This window comes from Paenibacillus sp. B46(2026) (assembly GCF_056786355.1).
In genome coordinates, this window is sequence record NZ_CM165907.1 from 6625009 (window position 1) to 6647864 (window position 22856).

General features: G+C 50.8%; 16 protein-coding genes. 3 read left to right on the forward strand and 13 right to left on the reverse strand.

The window, feature by feature from the left end; translation table 11 throughout:
• Nucleotides 1-14: 14 nt before the first annotated feature.
• Together AC1S8V_RS29370 and AC1S8V_RS29375 are read right to left on the reverse strand one after the other, a co-directional pair.
• On the reverse strand, nucleotides 15-1124 hold the full coding sequence (locus tag AC1S8V_RS29370; protein ID WP_482071802.1) for a glycosyl hydrolase family 8: 1110 nt from the start codon (nucleotides 1122-1124) through the stop codon (nucleotides 15-17).
• Nucleotides 1125-1225: 101 nt separating this feature from the next.
• The gene (locus tag AC1S8V_RS29375) at nucleotides 1226-1666 is read right to left on the reverse strand and encodes a MarR family winged helix-turn-helix transcriptional regulator (protein ID WP_482074615.1); all 441 of its coding nucleotides are present in this window, start codon (nucleotides 1664-1666) and stop codon (nucleotides 1226-1228) included.
• A 222-nt stretch (nucleotides 1667-1888) separates the two neighbouring features.
• Here AC1S8V_RS29375 and AC1S8V_RS29380 point away from each other — a divergent pair, with 222 nt between their 5' ends.
• The gene (locus AC1S8V_RS29380) at nucleotides 1889-2329 is read left to right on the forward strand and encodes a GNAT family N-acetyltransferase (RefSeq protein WP_482071803.1); all 441 of its coding nucleotides are present in this window, start codon (nucleotides 1889-1891) and stop codon (nucleotides 2327-2329) included.
• 161 nt (nucleotides 2330-2490) lie between these two features.
• Here the strand turns inward: AC1S8V_RS29380 and rlmN are convergent, their stop codons facing one another.
• From rlmN to greA, 3 genes are all read right to left on the reverse strand, one after another.
• Nucleotides 2491-3585: a dual-specificity RNA methyltransferase RlmN gene (gene rlmN, locus AC1S8V_RS29385; protein WP_482071804.1), complete on the reverse strand. Its 1095-nt coding sequence runs from the start codon at nucleotides 3583-3585 to the stop codon at nucleotides 2491-2493.
• A gap of 184 nt (nucleotides 3586-3769) precedes the next feature.
• Nucleotides 3770-5125, reverse strand: a complete 1356-nt coding sequence (locus AC1S8V_RS29390; protein WP_482071805.1) for a sodium-dependent transporter — start codon at nucleotides 5123-5125, stop codon at nucleotides 3770-3772.
• 282 nt (nucleotides 5126-5407) lie between these two features.
• Nucleotides 5408-5884, reverse strand: a complete 477-nt coding sequence (gene greA, locus AC1S8V_RS29395) for a transcription elongation factor GreA (RefSeq protein WP_062836673.1) — start codon at nucleotides 5882-5884, stop codon at nucleotides 5408-5410.
• A gap of 286 nt (nucleotides 5885-6170) precedes the next feature.
• Between greA and AC1S8V_RS29400 the strand changes: the two genes are divergently transcribed.
• Both AC1S8V_RS29400 and AC1S8V_RS29405 read left to right on the forward strand, forming a co-directional pair.
• Nucleotides 6171-7043, forward strand: coding sequence for an arylamine N-acetyltransferase family protein (locus tag AC1S8V_RS29400; RefSeq protein WP_482071806.1), 873 nt, complete (start codon nucleotides 6171-6173; stop codon nucleotides 7041-7043).
• A gap of 149 nt (nucleotides 7044-7192) precedes the next feature.
• Entirely contained in the window at nucleotides 7193-7879 is a 687-nt protein-coding gene (locus AC1S8V_RS29405; RefSeq protein ID WP_482071807.1) for a 4'-phosphopantetheinyl transferase family protein, read from the forward strand.
• Between the two features lie 149 nt (nucleotides 7880-8028).
• Here the strand turns inward: AC1S8V_RS29405 and AC1S8V_RS29410 are convergent, their stop codons facing one another.
• The 8 genes from AC1S8V_RS29410 to AC1S8V_RS29445 all read right to left on the reverse strand — a co-directional run bounded on the left by AC1S8V_RS29410 (nucleotide 8029) and on the right by AC1S8V_RS29445 (nucleotide 22807).
• Nucleotides 8029-9510: an MDR family MFS transporter gene (locus AC1S8V_RS29410; protein WP_482071808.1), complete on the reverse strand. Its 1482-nt coding sequence runs from the start codon at nucleotides 9508-9510 to the stop codon at nucleotides 8029-8031.
• On the reverse strand, nucleotides 9507-9743 hold the full coding sequence (locus tag AC1S8V_RS29415) for an MbtH family protein (protein WP_482071809.1): 237 nt from the start codon (nucleotides 9741-9743) through the stop codon (nucleotides 9507-9509). The genes AC1S8V_RS29410 and AC1S8V_RS29415 overlap by 4 nt, the downstream gene beginning before the upstream one ends.
• Nucleotides 9744-9755: 12 nt before the next feature.
• Nucleotides 9756-16979, reverse strand: a complete 7224-nt coding sequence (locus tag AC1S8V_RS29420; protein ID WP_482071810.1) for an amino acid adenylation domain-containing protein — start codon at nucleotides 16977-16979, stop codon at nucleotides 9756-9758.
• 14 nt (nucleotides 16980-16993) lie between these two features.
• Nucleotides 16994-17992: an isochorismatase family protein gene (locus AC1S8V_RS29425; protein ID WP_482071811.1), complete on the reverse strand. Its 999-nt coding sequence runs from the start codon at nucleotides 17990-17992 to the stop codon at nucleotides 16994-16996.
• A 37-nt stretch (nucleotides 17993-18029) separates the two neighbouring features.
• The gene (locus AC1S8V_RS29430) at nucleotides 18030-19646 is read right to left on the reverse strand and encodes a (2,3-dihydroxybenzoyl)adenylate synthase (protein WP_482071812.1); all 1617 of its coding nucleotides are present in this window, start codon (nucleotides 19644-19646) and stop codon (nucleotides 18030-18032) included.
• A 3-nt stretch (nucleotides 19647-19649) separates the two neighbouring features.
• Entirely contained in the window at nucleotides 19650-20993 is a 1344-nt protein-coding gene (dhbC, locus tag AC1S8V_RS29435; RefSeq protein ID WP_482071813.1) for an isochorismate synthase DhbC, read from the reverse strand.
• Nucleotides 20994-21019: 26 nt separating this feature from the next.
• Complete coding sequence (locus AC1S8V_RS29440) at nucleotides 21020-21805, reverse strand: 2,3-dihydro-2,3-dihydroxybenzoate dehydrogenase (protein ID WP_482071814.1); 786 nt, start codon at nucleotides 21803-21805, stop codon at nucleotides 21020-21022.
• Nucleotides 21806-21946: 141 nt separating this feature from the next.
• Nucleotides 21947-22807: an alpha/beta hydrolase gene (locus AC1S8V_RS29445; RefSeq protein ID WP_482071815.1), complete on the reverse strand. Its 861-nt coding sequence runs from the start codon at nucleotides 22805-22807 to the stop codon at nucleotides 21947-21949.
• Between the last annotated feature and the right edge of the window lie 49 nt (nucleotides 22808-22856).

The following is a 22856-nucleotide window of genomic DNA, read 5'->3' on the forward strand; positions in this document are numbered from 1 at the left end:
TTCTCTCCGGTAGATTACTTTTTAAGTGAATTTTGCAATGCAGTCTCTCCAAGCAGAGGAAACAGGTTATCAAACATATGTGTGTTTCCACTAAATACATATCCACCCGGATAATTGGCGTCCAGACTACGCATGGTGATCATATGGTTGTACAACTGTTTTGCCCATTTTGGATCATCTGACTGAACAGCGAGCATAATCGCGAGTCCATATACGGACGTAGATTGATAAGATACCGCAGGTCTGCGAGTACCACGCTTATATTGTCCAGGGAGCTGATGGCGAGTATTAAACTCTTTTTTCAAAAAAGCAATGAGCTTGTCCGGTTTCCGGCTGGTCGCAGTTAGATGGTTCGCTACGATTAGCTGATCGATCAGATTCACCGTATCATCATATGTATACGTTTTCGTCACCACATTGAATGTTTTCGGATAAAACAACCCATCATCCGGCATACTTTTCAGCATGGATTCGTACTTGGCATATGCGCCCGGCTCCAGCATTTTATGCTTCTCCATCCATTGGAGAGATGGCAGATCAACATAAACGAGACTTAATGTATCCGAGGAATGACCATTGGCAAAATCGTGAAAATCAACATAATATCCTTTATTCTGAACCGATTGCAAAAGTGTACGGGATATTTCCGAGGCCGTTGCCAGTTTGGCTTCTCTTCCCTGTTCCCAATGATCTGCTGCCTTTAATAAGGCACCGACAATTCGAAAATCATCGCCAAGCGCGTTGGTCGTTACGCGGGATTTACCTTCGGCATCAAGCTTCCAGGCAATATATTTTTGCGGCATGAGGAAATAGGTCGTCAGCAGTTCATAGCTTTCCTCGAATAACGCCTGATCATTCTTGGCTACAGCATATTGCATCCAAAGACCAAGTGATTCAGATAAAGCCTCTCTGCCTGCTACGATGTCCGCTCTCTCTGAGGTAGCATCCTGCAAATAGGTCGCAAGTGTACCATTGGGATTGGTCATATGATCTTGGACAAAGGATACCGTAGGGGATGATTCTTTCATCACGAACCGCTCCTTCACGAAAATAATTAATGCCGCCGTGATACTGACTGCCAATATGATCCACCACGTTATTCTTCTCCGGTTCACCCGCTTCATGACTCCCTCCTCTACTGATGCTGCTGTGGCATAATGGCTCTTCTTCTTGAGATAGGTTCGGCTAGAGTCCGGGATGCATGGGTCAAGGATAGAGGATCTGTTCATTCCGAAATATCCATGTAGGACCGCCGCCCACCCTTTTTGACAAATTTCCAGTCTACCTCGATATTATGGCGCATTCGACGGAGAAGCTTGACCGAGGTCTCTATCTCTTCATCTGTGAATCCGTCCAGTGTCACCTGATCGGAATGAACGCCCTCTTTGCGAATAAATTGCCATGCTTCAAGCCCAGCCTCTGTCGGATATAACAACTTGTTCTTTTTATTATCTATTGCCGATTGTTTGACAATAAATCCATCGGATTCGAGTTTGCTGATCGCTCTGGCTGCAGTCGTGCGATCTACTTTGATCAGTTCGGCCAGCTGGTTCGGAATAATGCCCGGATTCTCGCAGATTCGATACAGATATAGATATTGTCCACGGGAGAGGTTCAGATGCTGAAACTCCACGTTACTGATTGAATCCAGACAACGGGCGATCATACCAATTTCACGCAGCACTTCTTTTTTTTCAGTCAACACATTCACGCCCCTATTGAATTGTTGCATTCGCAACATAATTGATGGTATAACTACAGTTGAATTGCTTTCAATTTTAACCATATCGCTTGAATCGTGTAAAAGAAAGAGACTCGTTTACTTTCCTGTTATGTACCAGTTTATCACGTCAGGATAACATTACGATCACCCAAAGGAGAAACATTCATGAATACAACGATTGTTGAAGTTAATAATCAGGAAATGCTCGATGCCTGCTTCGCCATTCGCGCAGCTATATTCGTTGAAGAACAAGGCGTGCCCGTAGCGGATGAATTGGACGCTTATGATACATTAGACGCGGAGGCACGCCACATTCTGCTCTACGTAGACGGTGTACCTGCTGCTTCCTCCAGGCTGCGCGTGGTGGAACAGGTCGCCAAGTTGGAACGGATCTGTGTCATGCTCGATTACCGTAATCACGGCCTGGGTCGTGTACTGATCGACAAGCTGGAGCAGATGGCTGTTGCTGATGGTCTTGAGAAAGCAAAACTGCACGCACAGGTCCAAGCTTCCGGGTTCTACGAACGTCTCGGATATGCACCTGCCTCGGAAGTATTTATGGAAGACGGCATTCCCCATCTGCTGATGATCAAAAAACTGAAATAATGACATTCCAAAAACGCCTCTGTCATCACTTCTCAGTGATATACAGAGGCGTTTTGTATTCAGGCAACGCATTCGCGACCCAACAACGGTAAATGGTACGTACAGGCACCGATAAGAGCTGGCAAGTATCCTAAAGTTACTTGCCAGCTCCGCGTTGTATCTTATCCCAGTGCCAGACGGTCTGGCTCAGATTCGGCAGCGTTGTTCTTCATTTGTTTACTGCGCAACTGTCCGCAGGCAGCATCGATATCCGTACCATGTTCCATACGTACAGTGGAGTTGATGTTGTTCTTTTTGAGCGTATCATAGAAGCCCAGAATCGATTCTTCTGTACTCCGTTGATACTGACTGTGCTCATCCACCGGGTTGTATGGAATCAGATTCACACTGACCATACTTCTTCGACTGGACAACAGTTCAGCAAGCTCCGCAGCATGCTCACGCTGATCGTTAACATCACGTAGCAGAATGTACTCAAACATGATGCGTTTGTTCGTTGTAGCCAGATAATAATCCACCGCATCCATCAATTGCTCAATCGGGAAAGCCCGGTTGATCTTCATGATGTGTGTGCGGAGTTCATTATTTGGTGCATGCAGAGAGATCGCCAGATTAACCTGCAAACTGCTGTCTGCAAATTCCTTGATCTTATCCGGAAGGCCACTCGTGGATACAGTAATCCGTTTCGCGGCCAGCGCCAGTCCTTTGCGATCCTTGATGACTTCGATGAAATCACTCATGTGCTGGAAGTTATCGAACGGTTCGCCAATACCCATCACAACCACGTTGGTTACCCGCTCGTCTTGACCCGCTGCATCCAGATGTCGCTGCACGTGCATAATCTGTTCCACAATCTCTCCAGCGGTCAGGTCACGACTCTTCTTGATCAGACCGCTCGCACAGAAGCTACAGCCAATATTACAGCCGACTTGTGTGGTCACACAGACAGTAAGTCCGTATTTTTGCCGCATTAATACCGTCTCAATCAGGTTGCCGTCCTGCATCCGAAGCAAAAATTTAACGGTACCATCTGCCGATTCCTGCTTCACATGTTCGCTCAGCGAATTCATGGTGAAATGCTCAGTGAGCACATCCAGACATTCCTGACGCACATCGGTCATCGCGGGAAAATCGTGTACACGCTCTTGATATAACCATTCCCAGATCCGGGATGCACGGGATTTCTTCTGCCCATGCTCCGGTAGCCAGGAACGTAACTGCTCTAATGTTAATCCATATATGGATGATTTGTTCATTGTATAATCCTCTTTTCGCAAAAAAGCTATGGCTTATCGGTCCTACCAAAAAACCTCTACTCCGTATTGTCCCAAAATTGAAGCGGGAAAACAAGGGCTTTAGCATTTCTTCCAAGAGGTTTTATCTATGGCAAATCTGCACAACAGACAACATTTATGCCCTATTTCTATCGGGACCTCACGTTTAGAAGTGAATGATGCCGGATGTATGCAACAGAACCAGCAATACCAGGATCGGTGCCACGTAACGCAGCATGAACAGCCAGATCCGGAACCATCCGGAACGCAGGCCGGAAGCTTCCGCAGCCGTTTTCCAAAAGTATCCGGCAAAAATCGTTACAAGCAGTCCACCGACAGGAAGCAGAATGTTAGATGCTATAAAGTCCATCCAGTCGAACACACTCTTCGATCCAATGGTCCATTCAGGCAATAAGCCGATCGACAGTACCGAAGGAAGTCCCACGAGAAAGACTGCCAGTGATATCACCCATACTGCCCGATTCCGACTCCAGGACAAGCGTTCTATGAAATACTTCACCGGTACTTCCAGTAAGGATACTCCCGACGTCAATGCGGCAATGGCCAGCAGGATGAAGAACAGTCCACCAAACAGGAATCCAAGCGGCATGGCCGAGAAGGCTGCCGGGAGAGCCACAAAGATAAGTGACGGCCCCTGGTCTGGTGCAATACCGAATGAGAATGTCGTTGGGAAGATGATCAGACCGGCAATGAACGCATAGAGCAGGTCACCCACACCAACAGCGACGGTGGCCGCTCCGAGCGATTGATTTTTGTCCATATAAGAACCATAGGTTATGAGAATACCCATCCCGAGTGACAGGGAGAAGAAGGCATGCCCAAGCGCAACCAATGCCGATTCCGTTGTAAGTTGTGAAAAATCAGGATTCAGGAAAAAGGAAACCCCCGCACCTGCACCTGGCAACGTTACGGCCCGAACCATCAGGATGACGAGCAGCACCAGCATGGCTGGAATGAGCACTTTGTTAAACTTCTCGATCCCGTTGGAAACGCCTTTGGCTACAATCCAGCCCACAATGAGTACCGATACCAATTGCCACACGATCGGCATATAACCGCCTACGAAGGAATCGAACTGTCCGGCATAATCAGGATTGTTGAACAATGTTCCGCTGAAGGAAGTCACTGCATATTGCAATGTCCAGCCTGCAATAATGACATAAAAGGACAGGATGATAAACGGCGTCAATACTTGCAGCAAACCGGCGGCGAGCCAGCCTTTATGTCCGCCTGCTTTGACAAAAGCAGTTGCAGCGCTTCCTCTGCCGCTACGGCCGATCGCAAGTTCTGCCAGCAGCACGGGCAGACCGATCAGCAGCAAACAGACGATGAAGAGCAGGAAAAACGCAGCTCCTCCGTTCTCCCCCGTAATATACGGGAACTTCCACATGTTACCCAGACCAACCGAACTACCAATGGCTGCCAGAATGAATCCGGCACGCGAGAAGCGCTCACCTTTGCCAGTGTTGTCTTGATCGAGATTAGGCTTACTAAAATTCATCGTATCTACTCCATCACTTTAAAGTTTTCCCGTAATTATATACTACTCACCTTGTCAGGTCATTCGAAATTCGAAAATTGTCGAAATGTTATTTTTTTACATATAAAACACACGGAAATCTTCATCTCATAAGTTCCTTAAACACAGTATGTGATAAAGTCCGTTAGTCCAACCGTATGCAATTTCAACAAAGCCATATCTCCAACCTTTCAAAGCCCAATAGAATCAAAAAGAGGTGTCCCCTCAGCCACTTGGATGACTGGGAGCACCTCTCTTTTTAAATTAAACTTTAATTTGAAGTAACTCATATTTGATAACGCCCATCGGAGCATTGACATGAATGACGCTGCCCACTTCTTTGCCCATCAATTCTTTGCCAAGCGGGCTCTCGTACGAAATTTTATTATCCGCAACGTCAGCCTCGGCAGGGCCAACCACTTTATATTCAATCTTCTCGGCGAACTCAATATCATTAAGCAACACCGTCGATCCAATGCTCACTTTGTTGGAGTCTATATTGTCTGAAGAGATGACTCTTGCTTTCGTTAGCATCTTCTCCAGAATCAAAATCCGAGTCTCCATAAAGGCCTGATCATCTTTGGCTGAATGATACTCACTATTTTCCTTCAGGTCACCGTAACTGATCGCGAGTTTCAGACGCTCAGCCAGTTCTTTGCGCTTCACCGTCTTCAAATCCCTCAGTTCGTCCTCCAGCTTTTCCAAGCCTTCCTGTGTCAAAATCACTTCATCATTAGCCATTTTTCCATCTCCTAATCCTGCTATCTATCTATATTCTAACCTATATCCACTCCAAAGGGTTAACATACCCCAGAAAAAGAAATAGCCCATCCATATATTGTATTTCAATGACATCAAAACAATGTTTATCTCTTGGGATGATTTTCAGGCTGTCCTATTAATTGTACCGTTACAATCCGTTCAATTGATTATGTTTATTTTACCCGTTCACTTTTACAATGAACTCAGGGCAGCAGAAGTTTATAACCATTGCTTGCAGCCCACTATATGACGTGAGGTGATCTGGATGAACGTTACACTAAATCCATCTGAAATACAGGCCTATCTGAAACGGATCGGCATGGATGATATAAAGAAACCTACACTGGAATTCTTATTTGAACTCCAGCGAGCACATGTGCAATATCTATCCTGGCAAACGGTCGATATTTATGCAGGTCGTCCTGCGGGGATTGGTCTTCAAGAGTCGATCCAACTTATATTGCAGGGCCGCAGCGGATACTGCTTTCATCTAAATGGTGCATTTAGTGTTCTTCTCCGCTCTCTAGGTTACGCTGTTAATTGGCATCGTGCCGGAGTGCAGCCCCATGGAGAACAACCACGGGTGAACTCGTTCCATCTCGGTCTGTCTGTCCTTTTGCCGGATGCTGACCCGACAGTTGAACGCTGGATTGTGGATGTAGGCTTGGGCGGAATGCCCTTTGAACCTCTGCCACTTCGTTATGGAACCTATGGTTCAGCACCATTTACGTATCAATTGATGCCATCACCTGTTGTTGCAGGCGGGTGGCGACTCGAATATGAACCGAATGGACCAAGTGAAGGTGTGGACTATGCTCCTGAAGCAATCCCCAGTCTGGAAGAGTTCATTCCCAAGCATGAATTCTACAGTCGGGCGGCCGAATCACCTTGGCATAACGCGTTTTTGCTTCGTCAGCGGGATGAAAGCCGCAGTAATGAACTACGTGGATGTATGCTCCGAACGCATGATATCGAAGGAATCCGGAAAACGGAGATCAAGAATTATACCGAGTGGCGTGACGTATTAACTAAAATATTCCATGAACCATTGGTGAATTACAGTGAACTGGAATGCCACGACATGTGGGATCGCGTGCAGGCTGCACATACAGAATGGAAACGAGCGCAAGAAGCATGAAGATGAAGATGCATAACCTGAAACCTTAACATAAAAAAAGAAAAACGGCATAGCCTGCTTGATCAGGCATCCGTATAGAGATCAATTGAGGATCCGTTCCATATAAAGGAAAGTTATTGATCCACGCCGAATATGTCCTCAGGTGATAAATGATGATAACTATTCGTGTGCTCCAAGTTCCAGAAGTATTGCCCGAGGCGAACTGGAACCAATTTCTGTCGCAAGTTTCTGCGGAGCGACGTGCTCAGGCTTCGCGTTTTGTGCGTCAGGCTGACGCGTATCGCTCCGTGCTGGGCGAGATATTAACTCGTGTGACTTTGAGCAAGTTAACTGGACTGAGACCTGCTGAGTTTTCTTTTACCCGTAATTCCTACGGCAAACCTTCGCTCAGTCACCATTCCAATGTACAATTCAACGTCTCCCATTCTGGTGATTGGATTGCTCTGATCTCTGGCGGTACAGATCAACTGGGCGTGGATGTGGAGAAAATAGCACCGATCGACATGCAGATTGCAGAGCGTTTCTTCTCTCCTATGGAGAACCAGTTCTTGGCTGCCGAGCCTGACGATCGTCGGCTGGAGACCTTCTACCGTCTATGGACGCTGAAGGAAAGCTATATCAAGGCAGTCGGTATGGGCCTGTCCATTCCACTGGATTCCTTCGCCATCCTACCTGATGAGCGGGAAGGGTGGCGTTGTGAGCAAGCTGGGACATATCTCTTTCTCAGTCAGCGACTGGACGATGGGCATATGCTGGCAGCCTGTTCGGTTGGGGGAGAGCTGCCGAGCAAGCCCGAGATCATAACCTTGCAGGATCTGTACACGGAGTTGTTGTAGTGTAAGGCTGTTAAAATTGTAGAAAAAGAGCGAGTCAATCCGGCGGCAAAATTGTCCTTTTCCGGCATGACTCGCTCTTATTTTTGTGGAAACTACTTTTGAGGTAGCCCCTTCTACTTGGCATTCGTTGCTTCTTTCACAAACTTAATCTATCCCTCCTGCTTCGCCACCGATTCTGAACCCAACGCGGACGAACGCTTGAACTTGCCAAATAATCCTCCAGCCGGTGTCTTCCGTATCGTGGCTGCCGCATCGGCATCGCGGATTTTCAAGGCAAACCACAACCCTATGAGCAGAAATGCAGCTGCCCCTAGCAAAGCCAAACGGTATGCCAGCATATTCGGCTCCATCGTACCTGCCCCCGTCACCGTTGTTGTGCCCACGCCTGCCAGCACAGCAGAGAGTAAAGCCATGCCGATTGCGGACCCCAGGCGGTTTTGCACCGTGAACCAGGTGGAAGCTCGTCCCATGGATGCAGGCGGAATCTGGGCAAAAGCAGCAATCTGCACAGCCCCTACCGTCTGTCCCAGGAAAATTCCTACGCCGAATAATAATGAACGGATGAACCATGGATTCGTATCCACTGTGATCTGACTAAGCGTAATGAAAATAACTGCCGTACAGATCAGACCCATCGAGATCAGCTTTCGCGGGCCCAGCCGCGGATAAGTCCAAGGGACAAGCTGAGAAGCAATCATCAGTCCCAACGCTTCCGGGAAAGTGGTTAGCCCGGTTTCCAGCGCAGAGGCCTGTAGCACATTTTGATACATTAACGGAAATACATACAACATGCCCAGCAATCCAGCTGCCCCACACACGGATACCAAGCCTGTATAGCGGAACAGTCGGTGCTTCAGCAAACGCAGATCAAGCAACGGCTGCTTCGCGCGCAGCTCAACCACGACGAGCAACGTCAGCAGCAGAATTCCTGCAAAGCCCGCTCCCATAATAAGCGGTGACGCCCATCCCCGCAGCGGTCCCTGGCTGAGCGCATACATCGTCAGTGCAAGTCCCGGTGCAGATAATAACCAACCCGGCAGATCCAACCGACCGGCTCCCTGTTCTCTGTGCTCCTTCAGATACAGCATGCCAAAGATCACGGCTGGAATACCGACAGGCAGATTCACATAGAAAATCCAGTGCCACGATAACTGATCCACAATCAATCCGCTCACAATCGGTCCGAGAGCTGGAGCAAGGGCGATGGGCAGTACCAACATGCGAGATACCTTGGCCCGTTCCTGAGGAGGAAAGGTCCGAAATAACATCGCCATCCCTACAGGTGTAAGCAGACCACCCCCTGCTCCCTGCAAAATACGGAAAAATGTCAATGTGCCTAGATCATCAGCCGTTGCACAAAGCGTAGAGGACACTGTAAACAGTGTCAGCGCCGACAGGAAAACCCGTTTCGTGCCCCATCGGTCACCAAGCCATCCGGCAACAGGCAGAAATACAGCCAAACTCACCAAATACCCCACATTCAAGGTACCCGCAGCAGCCGGAGGAACCCCCAGTTCCTCACTGATGGTTCGCAGTGCCACGTTCAAGACCGTTGCATCCATGGCAACCATAAACATTGCCAGAACATAGACAATGCTCACAATTGCCTTTGGATTCAGACGAAACCTCATCTGCCAACCTCATGAATCATGCCCGGCATCCCCGTTTCATCACAGAGACTCAGCGGCTTCAGGTCCGTCCATTGCTCCGCAATGTAATCCAGACATACACGTCGTTTGGCCTTCCCCAGCATCAGGGTCCAACCTGCCGGTACCGGAATGGATGCAGGCCACAGCGAATACTGGCCTTCATCATTGATTAACACCAGATAATTGCTGTCTTCATATTCAAAAGGGTTGCTCATCAGCTTATCCTCCTAATTGTGTTGAATGTTACGCTTCTTGTTCAGCATCTCCAGCCGGACGGAAAGGGTACGGCAGATTTCCTCCAATGGACCCGGCTGACAGAGGTCTTTGTGACGACAGGCAATATCATGACGTTCCAATTGGCCTCCGATGTATGCATTCCACATCTCCGGTTCGATTGGATCGAACCAGTCCGGAATAATAGTGGATCGGAAGAAAATCAGGTCACCTTCAAATCGGGATGGCGTGTATGCCCCCAAGATTCGGACGGAATTTTCATAGGTTTTCCGCAGCTTCATGATTGTCTCTTCATCCAAACTTGCCAGTGCACTTCCTTCGCTACGAAGGATGCGCATCGCTGTCGCCATATCCAGCGGCCCATCCCCAATACTGTCCGGATCATATCCGCCGAGTGCAAGCAATGCCGTTAACGCTTCTTCCTCATCCGGTTCCCCGCGAATAGGCAGATAATGACTCGGATACGCATCCAGCATGGCGAGAAACTCCACTTCCTCTCCTTCGGACTGAAGCTGCACGGCCATCGCCTGAGCGACGTTACCGCCCAATGACCAGCCGAGCAAACGATACGGACCTTCAGGCTGCACAGACCGGATGTGACGGATGTAATCCGCCGTCATATCCTCCAGTGTCGGTGGAAGCACTTCATACTCGGCAATCCCTCTTGCTTGCAACCCGTACAGCGGATACTCCATGCCCAGATGTTTCATCAAACCGGCGTAACACCAACTGAGTCCTCCCGCCGGATGCACACAGAATACTGGCAGATGCTGCCCATGCGTCCGAAGCGGCAACAACACTTGCAGCGAGCTTTTCCCGGAATCTGCACCCATCTCCAATCGCTCAGCCAGTCCAGCCACCGTAGCGGTCTCGAACAAAATGCCGATGCCCGGCTCCTTGCCCATCGCTTCACGAATTCGACTCATCAGGCGCACCGCAAGTAGTGAATGACCGCCCAGTTCGAAGAAGCTGTCGTCAATGCTCACACTTCGCAATCCCAATACTTCGGCAAACAGATCACAGAGAATCTGCTCCTGCGGATTGCGCGGTGCTCGCCCATCAGCCGATAATTGCATCTCCGGTGCAGGCAATACCTTGCGATCCAGCTTGCCATTCGGCGTAAGTGGCAGGATCTCCATCACAACAACCGCAGATGGAACCATATAATCCGGAAGGCTCGTTGCCGCATGCCGACGTAACGCAGCCGTTTCCAGTTCTGCTTCACTGTCCGGTGCAGGAACAATATAAGCGACAAGACGCTTATCTCCCGGCTGGTCTTCACGAACGATAACAGCAGCCTGAGCCACGCCCGGATGTTTTGCCAGTACAGCCTCAATCTCGCCAAGCTCAATACGGAACCCGCGGATTTTCACCTGTTGATCGGCTCGTCCCAGATAATCGAGTGAACCATCATGCAGCCGTTTAGCCAAATCTCCCGTACGGTACATACGTGTACCCGGTGGGCCGTATGGATCAGCGACGAATCGCTCTGCCGTGAGATCAGGCCGTCCCCAATACCCACGTGCCAGACCCGCTCCCGCCACATACATCTCTCCGGTTACTCCTGTCGGCACAGGCTTCAGATGATCATCCAGCACATAGACACGCAGGTCTGGAATAGCGCATCCAATCCAGCTACTTGCACCTTCTGCCGAGCTGCCTGCGTGAAGTTCTTTGTAGCTGACATGGACCGTTGTTTCCGTGATACCATACATATTGATGAGTCTTGGGGCGTCATCCGCATGGTGTTCATACCAGTCGTGCAAACGTCCCAGCTCCAGTGCCTCGCCTCCAAAGATCACATAGCGGAGCGCAAGCTGCTGTCCCCAGGCCGGATTTTCCCTATCAGCCTGCATCAGCTGGTAGAACGCAGATGGCGTCTGGTTCAGAACAGTTACTTTTTGTTCGGCGAGCAATTGCAGGAACGCTCCAGGCGATCGGCTAATCTCATGGGGAACAACAACCAAGCTGCCTCCATACAGCAAGGGGCCCCATATTTCCCACACGGAGAAGTCAAACGCATAGGAATGGAACAACGTCCACACATCGCTCTCGTCAAAATGGAACCAGTGCTGCGTTGCATCCAATAACCGGATGACATTGGCATGTGGGATCACGACACCTTTGGGTTTCCCTGTTGAACCCGAGGTATAGATCATGTAAGCCGGACTCAGCGGAGTTACCCGTCCGTTCCGTTCATGGCCTGCAGGGTTGCGCTCGTCCATGGATTCCAATCGCCGCAAGGTATGCAGATCATCCATGTTGATACATTCAATGTTTGCAATTTGCGGCAGCAGGGCATACACCTCTGTACTTGTAATCATCACTTTCGGTGATGCGTCCGTCAGCATATGCGTTAAACGGTCTGCCGGATAGTTGGGGTCCAGTGGCAGATAGGCGGCACCCGTTTTGAGTACGGCAAGAATAGCTACAACCATTTCTACCGAACGAGGTAAGGCCAATGCCACCATCTGTTCCGGCCCAGCGCCTTCTGCGATCAACAGTCTCGCCAGTCGATTCGCCCGTGCATTCAGCTCCCTGTAAGTCATACGGATGTCCTCACAATGGAGGGCTACCGAACTGGCGTGAGCGGCTGCCTGCACTTCAAAACGCTCGGCTATGGTCAGCTGTGGACCTTCATCTTGTGTAGCAGTCCACTCCTTTTCAAACTGAGCATGTTCTAATGGTGTAACCAGGTCAAATCTGCTGATGCGTTCATCCATCTGCTGTACAGCATCCTCAAGCACCTGCATCAACCGAACGACCAGTTCTCCGGCAGTCGATTCACGGTAGAGGTCTGCACTATACTCCAGTACACCTTCAATTCCGGCTGGAAGTCCGTTCTGCTCCCGTTTCTCCGTCAGTTCAAGCGTAAGATCGAACTTGGATGAACCCACACCGTGGATGCGAGTCTCTGCTTCAACACCAGGCAGCTCAAGACGAATATCCGGTGTATTTTGCAGCACCAGCATCACCTGAAAGAGCGGATGTTTGGAACGAGATCGGGGCGGATTCAGTACTTCGACCAGCCGTTCAAACGGTAAATCCTGATGTTCATAAGCAGCGAGGTCTGCTTCACGCACGCGGGCCAATAACTCTCGGAAGGTCGGATCGCCCGAAGTGTCTGTACGCAGGACAAGCGTATTGATGAACATCCCCACGACATCATCCAGCGCATCGTCACTCCGTCCGGCAATGGGTGTACCTATCGCAATATCCGTCACTGCACCCATTCGAGTAAGCAACACAGATAACGCTGAGTGAAGAAGCATAAATAGACTGACCTTATGTTCACGGGCAACTGCCGTCAGCTGTTCATGCAGACGTTGACTGATCACAAATGGCACCGTCCCACCTCGGTAACTGGACACAACTGGACGAGCATAGTCTGCCGGGAACGTAACTTGTTCTGGCAAGCCCGCGAGCCGATCAGTCCAGAACGCTAACTGCCTCGCGATTAGGCTGTCCTGTCGCTTCTCGTCCCCAAGCAGGCTCTCCTGCCACACCGCATAGTCTGCATACTGAATGCGTAACGGCTCCCAAGCCGGGGCAGCTCCACGCAAACGAGCGGTATAAGCCTCGGACAAATCCCGGATGAGCCGTGACAACGACCAGCCATCCCCTGCAATGTGATGAATCAGCAACAGCAATACATGTTCCTCCGCATCCGTATGGAACAACTCCGCACGTATGCCTGGCTCAGTACTAAGCTCGAAGCTGTAACGTGACGCTTCTGCCAGTAGCTCAGGCAGCTCCACAGCCGTAGCCCGGGCGAGCTTCATATTCACCGTCACATCTTCTGCACGGAGGATATACTGGCTCGCCGAACCCAGATCTGGTGGATACAATGTGCGAAGCGTCTCGTGACGTTCAACAATATCCTGCAGGGCGTTTCGGAGAGCGTCTACATCCAGCTTCCCGGTCAACCCGGCAACCAATGGAATATTGTAGGTTGGATTAGCACCCTCCAGACAATACAGGAACCATAACCGTCGCTGGGCAAAGGATAGTGGAATCTCCCCCGCACGCGGAACAGGCTGAATAACGGGTCTGACGGACTTCGCCTGATCCAGCTTACGGGCAAGCCCTGCAGCTGTTGGAGATTCAAACACACTACCGATGTTCAGTTCTGCCCCGAATACATCACGTACTCTGGCTGTAATTCGCCCGGCCAGCAGGGAATGTCCACCCAGTTCGAAGAAATCATCATCAATGCCTACTCGAGCCACACCCAGAATTTCGGCAAACAGGCTGCACAGAATCTCCTCCTGCGGTGTACGTGCCTCCCTCCCGCATGCATTAGATGCCAAAGAAGGCACAGGAAGCTGTTTTCGGTCGATTTTTTTGTTCGGTGTCAGCGGCATCTCGGGTAGCAGCATGAAGGCAGATGGCACCATATAATCCGGTAACACATCAGTTACATGTGCCCTTATATCAGCCAGATCGATGTCAGATTGATGCTCTTCATTAGCCACGATATATGCCGCTAATCGCTGATTCCCAGGCTGGTCTTCACGTGCCATAACCGTAACCTGTGTTACACCCGGATATCTGGAGATCACTGACTCAATCTCCCCCAGTTCAATGCGGAAGCCCCTAATTTTGATCTGATGATCTGCCCGTCCCAAATAATCGATGGAACCGTCCGGCAACCATTTGGCCAAGTCTCCTGTCCGGTACATTCGACTGCCCGGCTGTCCAAAGGGATTGGCGACAAAACGTTCTGCAGTAAGATCAGGCCTGCCCAAATATCCCCGTGCAAGTCCCTCTCCTGCGATATACAATTCCCCTGCTACACCTGGAGGTACAGGTTGCAGGCTCTGATCCAGCACATAAAGCTGTGTGTTACGTACCGGACCACCAATGGATGGTTTGCCTGAATGTTCATTCCCCAGCGATGCAGCTGTAGAATAGATGGTTGTCTCAGTCGGCCCGTACTGATTATTGACCTGACAGCCCAACGCCTCCAGCGAAAGCTTCAGTTCCTCGGATAAGGCCTCTCCTCCGGTAATCACCGTTAGCCCGTCAAACCTTCCCGGTCGGCTCGTCACCAGAGACTGCCATAACGTTGGCGTAGCCTGCATGATCGTCGTCTGTTGCTCTCTCATCTTCCCGGCTAGTGCTACCGGATCAAGAATGGTTTCCTTTTGTGCGATATCCAGTCTGGCTCCAGTCGTCAGTGGCAGGAAGATTTCCAGTACGGAGATGTCAAAAGCAATCGTGGTCACTGACAGCCAGCGATCCAGCGGACCGACCTGTAGTCTCGTCTTCATATCTTCAAGCAGATTCGCTAATCCGAGATGGGTTACAGCTACACCCTTGGGCTTACCTGTAGAACCCGAAGTATAGATCAGGTATGCAGGGTTGAGCAGAGAAGCCGTACCTGGCAGATCATCACCTTCAGGATTGCTTCCCGACTGGCAGCTCACTGCCTGTATCCTATCCGGTTCATCCATGACCAGAATCGGTACACTGGACGTCTGCGGAATGTGAGAGAAGTTGTTCATCACCGTCACCACACAAGCAGGCTTGGCATCCTCCAGCATGTAGATCAGGCGCTCTTCGGGATAATCCGGGTCAAGCGGCAGATAGGCTGCTCCTGTTTTGTGAACAGCTACGATCGCGATGACCACTTCCAGTGAACGAGGCATCGCAATGCCAACCACCTGCTCCGGTCCTGCCCCGTAAGTCTGTATCAATTCATATGCCAGTTGGTTGGCACGTTCGTTCAGCTCTGCATAGGTTAACGATTCCCCTTCAAATGTCACTGCAGTTGCAAGCGGTGTGCGCCGGACCTGTTGTTCAAATAACGCTGCCGAATTCCACTCAGCGACGGCATGACGCGTCTGATTCCATCCTTTCAGCACTTGTTCGCGTTCGGCGGGGAGCAGGATATTCATCTGTCCAACCGATATGTCTCCTGTCTCTTCTGAAATCATGGATTGCAGGATCTGTACATAGCGAAGCTGATGATCACGCAATTCCAAGTCTGTGTAGATCGAAGGGTTGGCATCAAAAGCAATACTCAGTCCATGACCATATCCCTGGTCTACAATATGAATCGACAGATCATCCACTGGACCCGTGGACAGATTATGGATCATGCCGCGTGCGCCCGCAAAATTCAACTCATGATGGAAAGGCATCACATTGATCATCGGTCCAAACAGACGCCGATTCTCTCCGAGAAGCTTGAGATCACGCCGCAGATCCTGATGACGGTATCGCTGGTGCTTACGCACGGCCCGAATCTCCTTCACGATCTGCCCCATCAAATCAGACAGATTCATCTGCGAATCCAGGTACAGGCGGAGTGGAAGCACATTCATGACCATGCCTGGAACACGCAGTGATGCTGAACCCAATCGACACATCACGGGCAAGGCCAGAACAACATCGGTGGACCCTGTCATCCGGTGTACATAGATTGCTGTGGCTGCTACACAAAGATCTGGCCAAGTCGCACCGAACCTTCCCGCTGCTGCTTGCATTTGCTCCCGTTGTGACGTCGTGAGATCCGTACTCTGCCTCAGGAACTCGGTTGATGTATGCGGAGCACGTTCACCCAGACTGACGACATCCGGTGCATCCGCGAATCGGTCGACCCAGAACTGTTGATCCTGCTCTCGGTTGGTGGAGGATGAGTAGGCTTCATCTTCTTCTAGAACAGATGCCAGTGATCCAAACACTGCCGTGCCCTGTGCATGTACTGCCCCTTCTCCCTGAATGCTTGCAGAGTACAAGCTGGCGACCCTGCGTGTAATCAGGGATACGCCGTACCCATCAATCGCAATATGGTGAATGCGCTGGTACCAGTAATACCGATCCTCACTCACCCGGAACAAAGCCTCTGTAAAGAGTGGTCCAATCGCCAGATTAACAGGCCGTGCCAGATCCTGCTTCATCCAGTCCAGTGCAGCCGCATGAGGATGAACCTGATCACGTACATCCATGACATGCAATGTCCAATCATTCATGTTGGTGCGCAGAGATTGCCACGGGCCTTGCTCATTTTCGCCATATACCATATTTAACGATTCGGCTTCCATCACGGTTTGGCGCACACTTTCTTCGAATCGTCCGGTATGGATCTGACCGTCAATAACCACATACTCGGCAGTGTTATACATCGGGTTGTCTGGATTCAGCTGTTGGGCATACCAGATGCCAGACTGTGCAGAAGACAAAGGCCAAGCTATGTTCCGACGATGTGACATCTGCACCGCCCCGCTCAAAAGTAGTCTCCGTTCGGCAGTACTTTCGTTTGGGCATTATCCAGGAGCCCTGCCCATGCTGCCAATGTAGGCTGCTCCGCCAGATCGACAAAGGTAACCTCTGCTCCTCCTGCGCGAAAACGCTCCGCCAAACTCATCATGCGAATGGAATCCATTCCCCAGTTCTGAATCAGATCATCATGCTCGCCGATCAGCTCAGGCTGCTCCTGCAACAGATCGGCAACCTGAGCCCGTATTGATCCCAGCCTTGCATGATCAACGCCTTCTCGTCCTTCCACAACATTCCCAATCTCTGCGGTGGATGCTGATTGCTGCTGCGCCTCGGATGTAACTACCCCTCCAGTTCTGGCTGCGGCTGACGCATTCAGCAACGCAATCGAACGTTCGGTCGACAGTGTTACCGCGCACCGTTCTGCTGCGTACGTCAGCGCCATGCGATGTTTTTCAGCCGAAAAATCAGCAACCGCATCGGCAACCAGAAATGCCTGAATATCTCGCATAAATGCCTCACTTGACGTCATCAGGCATCCGATATGCGCATATATGCCACAGACAATCAACTGATCCCGACCCTGTTGCTCCATCAGTTCAAGCAGTTCCGTCTTCTGGAAGGCGCTGTAGCGCCATTTGGTCATGAAGGTGTCCTGTGGAGCGGGTGCAAGCGATTCAACAATTTCTTTTTGCACAGGTCCGCCATCGATTCCCGCACCCCAGAAGTCCAGCTGTAATCCGCGCTGCTCTGGTGTCTGTCCACCCGGTTGTGCCGAGTAGACCACAGGAATCCCAAGCTCATGACACGTTGAACGAAGCTCAGCAATATGCTCAATTAGTTCCACCACCGGGGATGCTCCCGCCGTAAAGGCATTCATAAAATAGTTCTGCATATCGTGGATCAAGAGTACCGCACGCTTCGCATCCGGTGTCCAGGCTACCTTGTTGACCGGAAGCTCCGACGCTACAGGCATTGCATATGGTTGAATCACTGGAAGTGCCATGAATATCCCTCTTTTCAGCTTTATTGATTGAGAATTCTTATTTAGATACAGGTTGCTTGGTGATCAACATTTCCCGTAATGCTTTTTTGCTGACCTTACCCACTTGTGTCTTCGGAAAAGCGTCCACCAACTCAATCCGATCCGGGATTTTATAACTGGCCAGACCCCGATTGCGTAGAAATGATTTGATCTCGGCCACCGCAAGAGCTTCGCCGCTTGGCACGATAAAGGCGCAAGAGCGCTCGCCCAGATACTCATCGGGCATGGAGACCAAGGCTGCATCATGCACACCAGGATGGGCCAGCAGATGATTTTCCACTTCCTCGGCAGCCACTTTATCCCCGCCACGGTTAATCTGATCCTTCGCCCGCCCTTCGACAACGAGATATCCGTCAGCTGTCAGACTCGCAATATCGCCTGTGCGATAGAAGCCGTCCGTAGTAAACGACCTGGCGTTATGCTCCTCCGCCTTGTAATAACCACGAATCGTATAGGGCCCCCTTGTCAGCAGGTGTCCGGCTTGTCCCTGCTCCACCTCAACATCTTCATCATCCACAATCCGCACCTCGTCATACGGAGACATGGGTTTCCCTTGGGTATGGGTAATGACATGCTCAGAATCATCCAGTCGTGTGTAGTTCACCAGCCCTTCGGCCATGCCAAACACTTGCTGCAATGTACAGCCAAGGACCGGTTTGACACGTGCCGCCACCTCTGCACTGAATTTGGCTCCTCCCACTTGAAGCACCTGGAGCGACGGAAGCTTGGTTCCTCGGGCAGCCGCTGCATTGAGCCAGACGAGAGCCAGCGGCGGCACCAAAGCCGTGATCGTTACCTGATGGCGCATAATCAGCGGAAAGGCTTCATCCGGGCTTGATCCCCGTGACAGCACAATCGTGCCACCTGCGTACAACGTGCCCAGAATGCCGGGGGAGCTCATTGGATAGTTATGTGCCACAGGCAGTGCAGCCAGATAGATGCTTTCGGGACTGAGACCACACACCTCGACACTTCTTCGCAAGCTGTAGATGTAGTCATCATGGGTACGTGGGATCATTTTGGATAGCCCTGTGCTTCCACCCGACAACTGTAGAAAAGCAACATCTGAAGACGTCGGTTCATCCGGCAGCATGATAGGTTCTGCATAGACATCTTCTAAAGCTGTAAAGGGCCCGGCTTCTCCCGCCACAAAAATATGCCGAAGTCCCGGCACCTCTGCCTGTACCTCCTCTGCCAGCGTGTGATAATCAAATCCACCATCCTGATCTGGAATCAGGTACGCTACAGCCTCTGAGAAACGAGCGAAATATGTGATTTCGCTCTTTCGATGCAAGGGAAGAGCGAATACAGGCAACGCACCGATGCGGAATAAAGCAAAACACGCTTCAACAAACGCCGTAATATTGGGCAGCTGAATAATAACCCGATCATGCTGTCGTATGCCTTTGGCATATAAACCCGAAGCCAATCGATCCACCCGTTCATCCAATTCTGCATAAGTGAATTGTTCTTCACCGCTAATAACGGCTACCCGATTGCCATATAGATCAGCACGCTGGCGAAGCATCTCTCCAAACGTAATTCCTTCCCAGCAACCCTGCTGCCGATAACGCTCTGCAACTTCCTCAGGCCAAGCCTGATATCCTGACAGCATTGCTCATTCCTCCTTACGACTGGACACGGTTGAATCCAAACCCATTGCGAGCAGCATCGTTCTGAACTTGGCAGCAGTCTCTGCCAGCTCTGCTTCTGCCGTAGAACCTGCTACAATGCCCGCTCCAGCAAACAATTTCACAGCTGTACCCTCCACTTCGGCACATCGGATCGTTACGGCCCACTCGCCATCGCCATCGCTGTCGCACCAGCCCACCATTCCCGTAAATAATCCCCGGTCGAACGGCTCCTGTTGCTTAATCGCTGCCCGTGCAGCCTGTACCGGTGTTCCACAGATGGCGGGTGTGGGATGAAGAGCCAAAGCCAGTTCCAGTGACGTTGTGGCCGCGTCCGCCAGCTCCCCGTGTATTTCGGTGGATAAATGCCACATCGTGCGCGTCTGAATTAGGGAAGGTTCTGCTGGAACGGATAGACGACGGCATAATGGGCGTAGTGCCTTAGCGACTGCCTCAATAACTACGGCATGTTCATGCCGATCTTTGGCTGAAGCCAGCAGTGCCTCTGCGCGGCGGCGATCTTCCGCTGGATCTTCACTCCGGGCAGCAGAGCCTGCCAGTGGGTTGGCGCGTACTTTTAACCCTCTGCGGGTAACTAACAGTTCTGGGCTTGCCCCGATCAAGGTGCGACTCGTTTTATTTTCAACTGGTTCATCCGTTTGAATGGATTGTTTATACGTTGTTATAGTACGTTCTGTTTCTGATAGACTCGTAATTGGAACAGCAAATGTATATCCGTGCGTGTTGTCCCTGAACAGATTACGCAGCAATTGATGTGTATCCACAATGGTCTGTGAAGTCACCTGAAGCGTACGAGATAACACGACTTTCTGGAGATCACCCTGGTTTAGGTCAACCAATACCTTGTCTACACTTTGCTCATACACTGTCCCCGCAGGTGCCTCAACGACCTCACAACCTACGGCTGCTGGCAGCTTTTGAATTAATGCTCGTGATTCGGAGGGTAACGGTTCAGCCCACTGCACCGTCTCCGGTACATATAGCTCAGCAGCAGCGTCCAGCGGATCAAACGGGATGGCGCCAACCACCACGGGTTTCAGTTGACCCTTTTGTTTGGCCTTATCTATGAGCTGTTGAATCCGATCTATGAAAAGAAGTACCTCTTCCTTAGGTTTATGTTCAATAACTTCAGCAGAATTGCTGGGATCTGATTGAATTACGTCCTCCGCATGTAGCAGAGACCAACGAATCCGTTCTCCTTGTGCGAGCAAGGTATGTTGCGGTGAAGACCAGAAAAAGGACGTCCCCTCCCGATATTGCTCCAGAAGGTGTATGGCGGAAGTTGCAGTAACCGTACCCGCTTTTGACATGATTCATCATCTCCTTATCTCTTGATTCAGGCACCGAGCGTGGCGCCTCCATCCACACACAGATTGTGCATCGTAATATGTCTGGCTTGATCGGATACCAGGAAGACCACCGCGTCCGCGATATCTTCTGGCAATGCCATCCTGTTCAGCGGTATGCCCAAACGGAAGGTCTGCGGTGAGCCTGCAATGACTGCCTCTGCGCCATGCTCATCCTGCCACATAGCTCGCTGCATTGGCGTATCCGTTGAGCCCGGAGAGACAATGTTGCATCGAATGTGCTGGTCGGCGTATTCCAGAGCCAGACATTTGGTGAAGATGGTTGAGGCGGCTTTGGAAGCCGCGTAGGCAGACATGTGCATTCGCGGAACACCCGCAGCATTCGAACCCACGGTAACTACCGCACCCGTTTGGCGTTCAGCCATATATCTCACTACCGCACGCGACATGTAAAATACACCATGCGTATTCACGTCAAACGTCCTCGCCCATTCTTCATCCGTCAGCTCACTCACTGCCCCTGTGTGCAGTACACCCGCAGCATTCACGAGAATGCCAACGGGACCCACGGTCTCCTCGATCTGTTGAACGGTATCCTCAACGACTTGACGATCCGATATATCAGCAACGCAGGCTATTGCCCTATGGCGCTGACTGCGCAGATCGGTGACCAGCTGATCCAGCGCATCTTTCTGTCGATCCACCAGAGCAACGATAGCACCTTGTTGTGCAAGCAATCTCGCTACCGCTTCACCGATCCCTTGCGCGGCACCAGTGACCACGGCCACTTTTCCATCGATTCCTGTGTAGCTCACCTCGTGTACCTCCCTTACTGCCTTATAGCTGTGTTCTCCCCTATTGGAGCGATGTAATGGCTTGGTTAAATCTGATTTCACCGGAACATTCTCTGATTCCAATAATCATCGTCTGTAAAAACGTCCCTCAATCCTGACCTTCTACGACTCCGGACTACAGGCAAAACGCATCGTACGACTAATCAGAAAAGGCAATACCGAGACATGGTTCTCTTCTTCGAACTCGGTGTAGACGATATCCAGCCCCGGATGCTGCAATGCCGATAAACGTTCCGTAAGACTCGCTGCCTTGTCATTGTTGCGTGCCGGATGCGTCTTCTCCTGTTCACCCATGCTAATCCACACCTTGACGTTCACCGGTTGCTGCTCCAACCTTGCAATGAATTCCTGTTCCTCCGCCTGCATGACCTTTTGATTCCAGTGCAGCGAGGGACTGCCCGCAATATAATATCGAAAAGCCTCCGGCTTCGTGAACAACGCATGGAGCACGAACAAACCGCCAAGCGAATGACCAAATATAGCCTGTCTGTCCCGATCAATCCGAAACTGCTGCTCCATCTCCGGTTTCAGTTCTTCTTCAATAAACCGCAAGAACTCATCCGCACCTCCTTGTTCTGGCAGAGGTGTACCGTCGGATTTTGCGGTATATTCTGTCGTGGCCTTTGGAGTAAAGTCATAGTATCGATGAGGGGAAAAGGGACCCGCAATCGGGTATCCGATGCCTACGACAATCGCTGGAAGCGCACCCGTCTTCTCCGGTCTGCGTCCCTGTACACGAACGGCTTCCACCATCGTGCCGAATACGGAATTGGCATCCAGCAGGTAGATCACCGGGTAACCGGACGGGGGCGGAGGTTCGGCAGGCTTGAATACCATGATCTGATAGGCATGATGGCCTGAACGTGATTTCATGTTCCATTGTTCGGCATGCGGAATCTGAACAGTACTGCGTGCGATATGCTCAAGGTTGCCATGAGTGGTTGGATTAGGCTGAAACGTCATTACGGATGGGTCCTCCTCGTTGTTCTTCTTATATAAGTTGAATACTGAA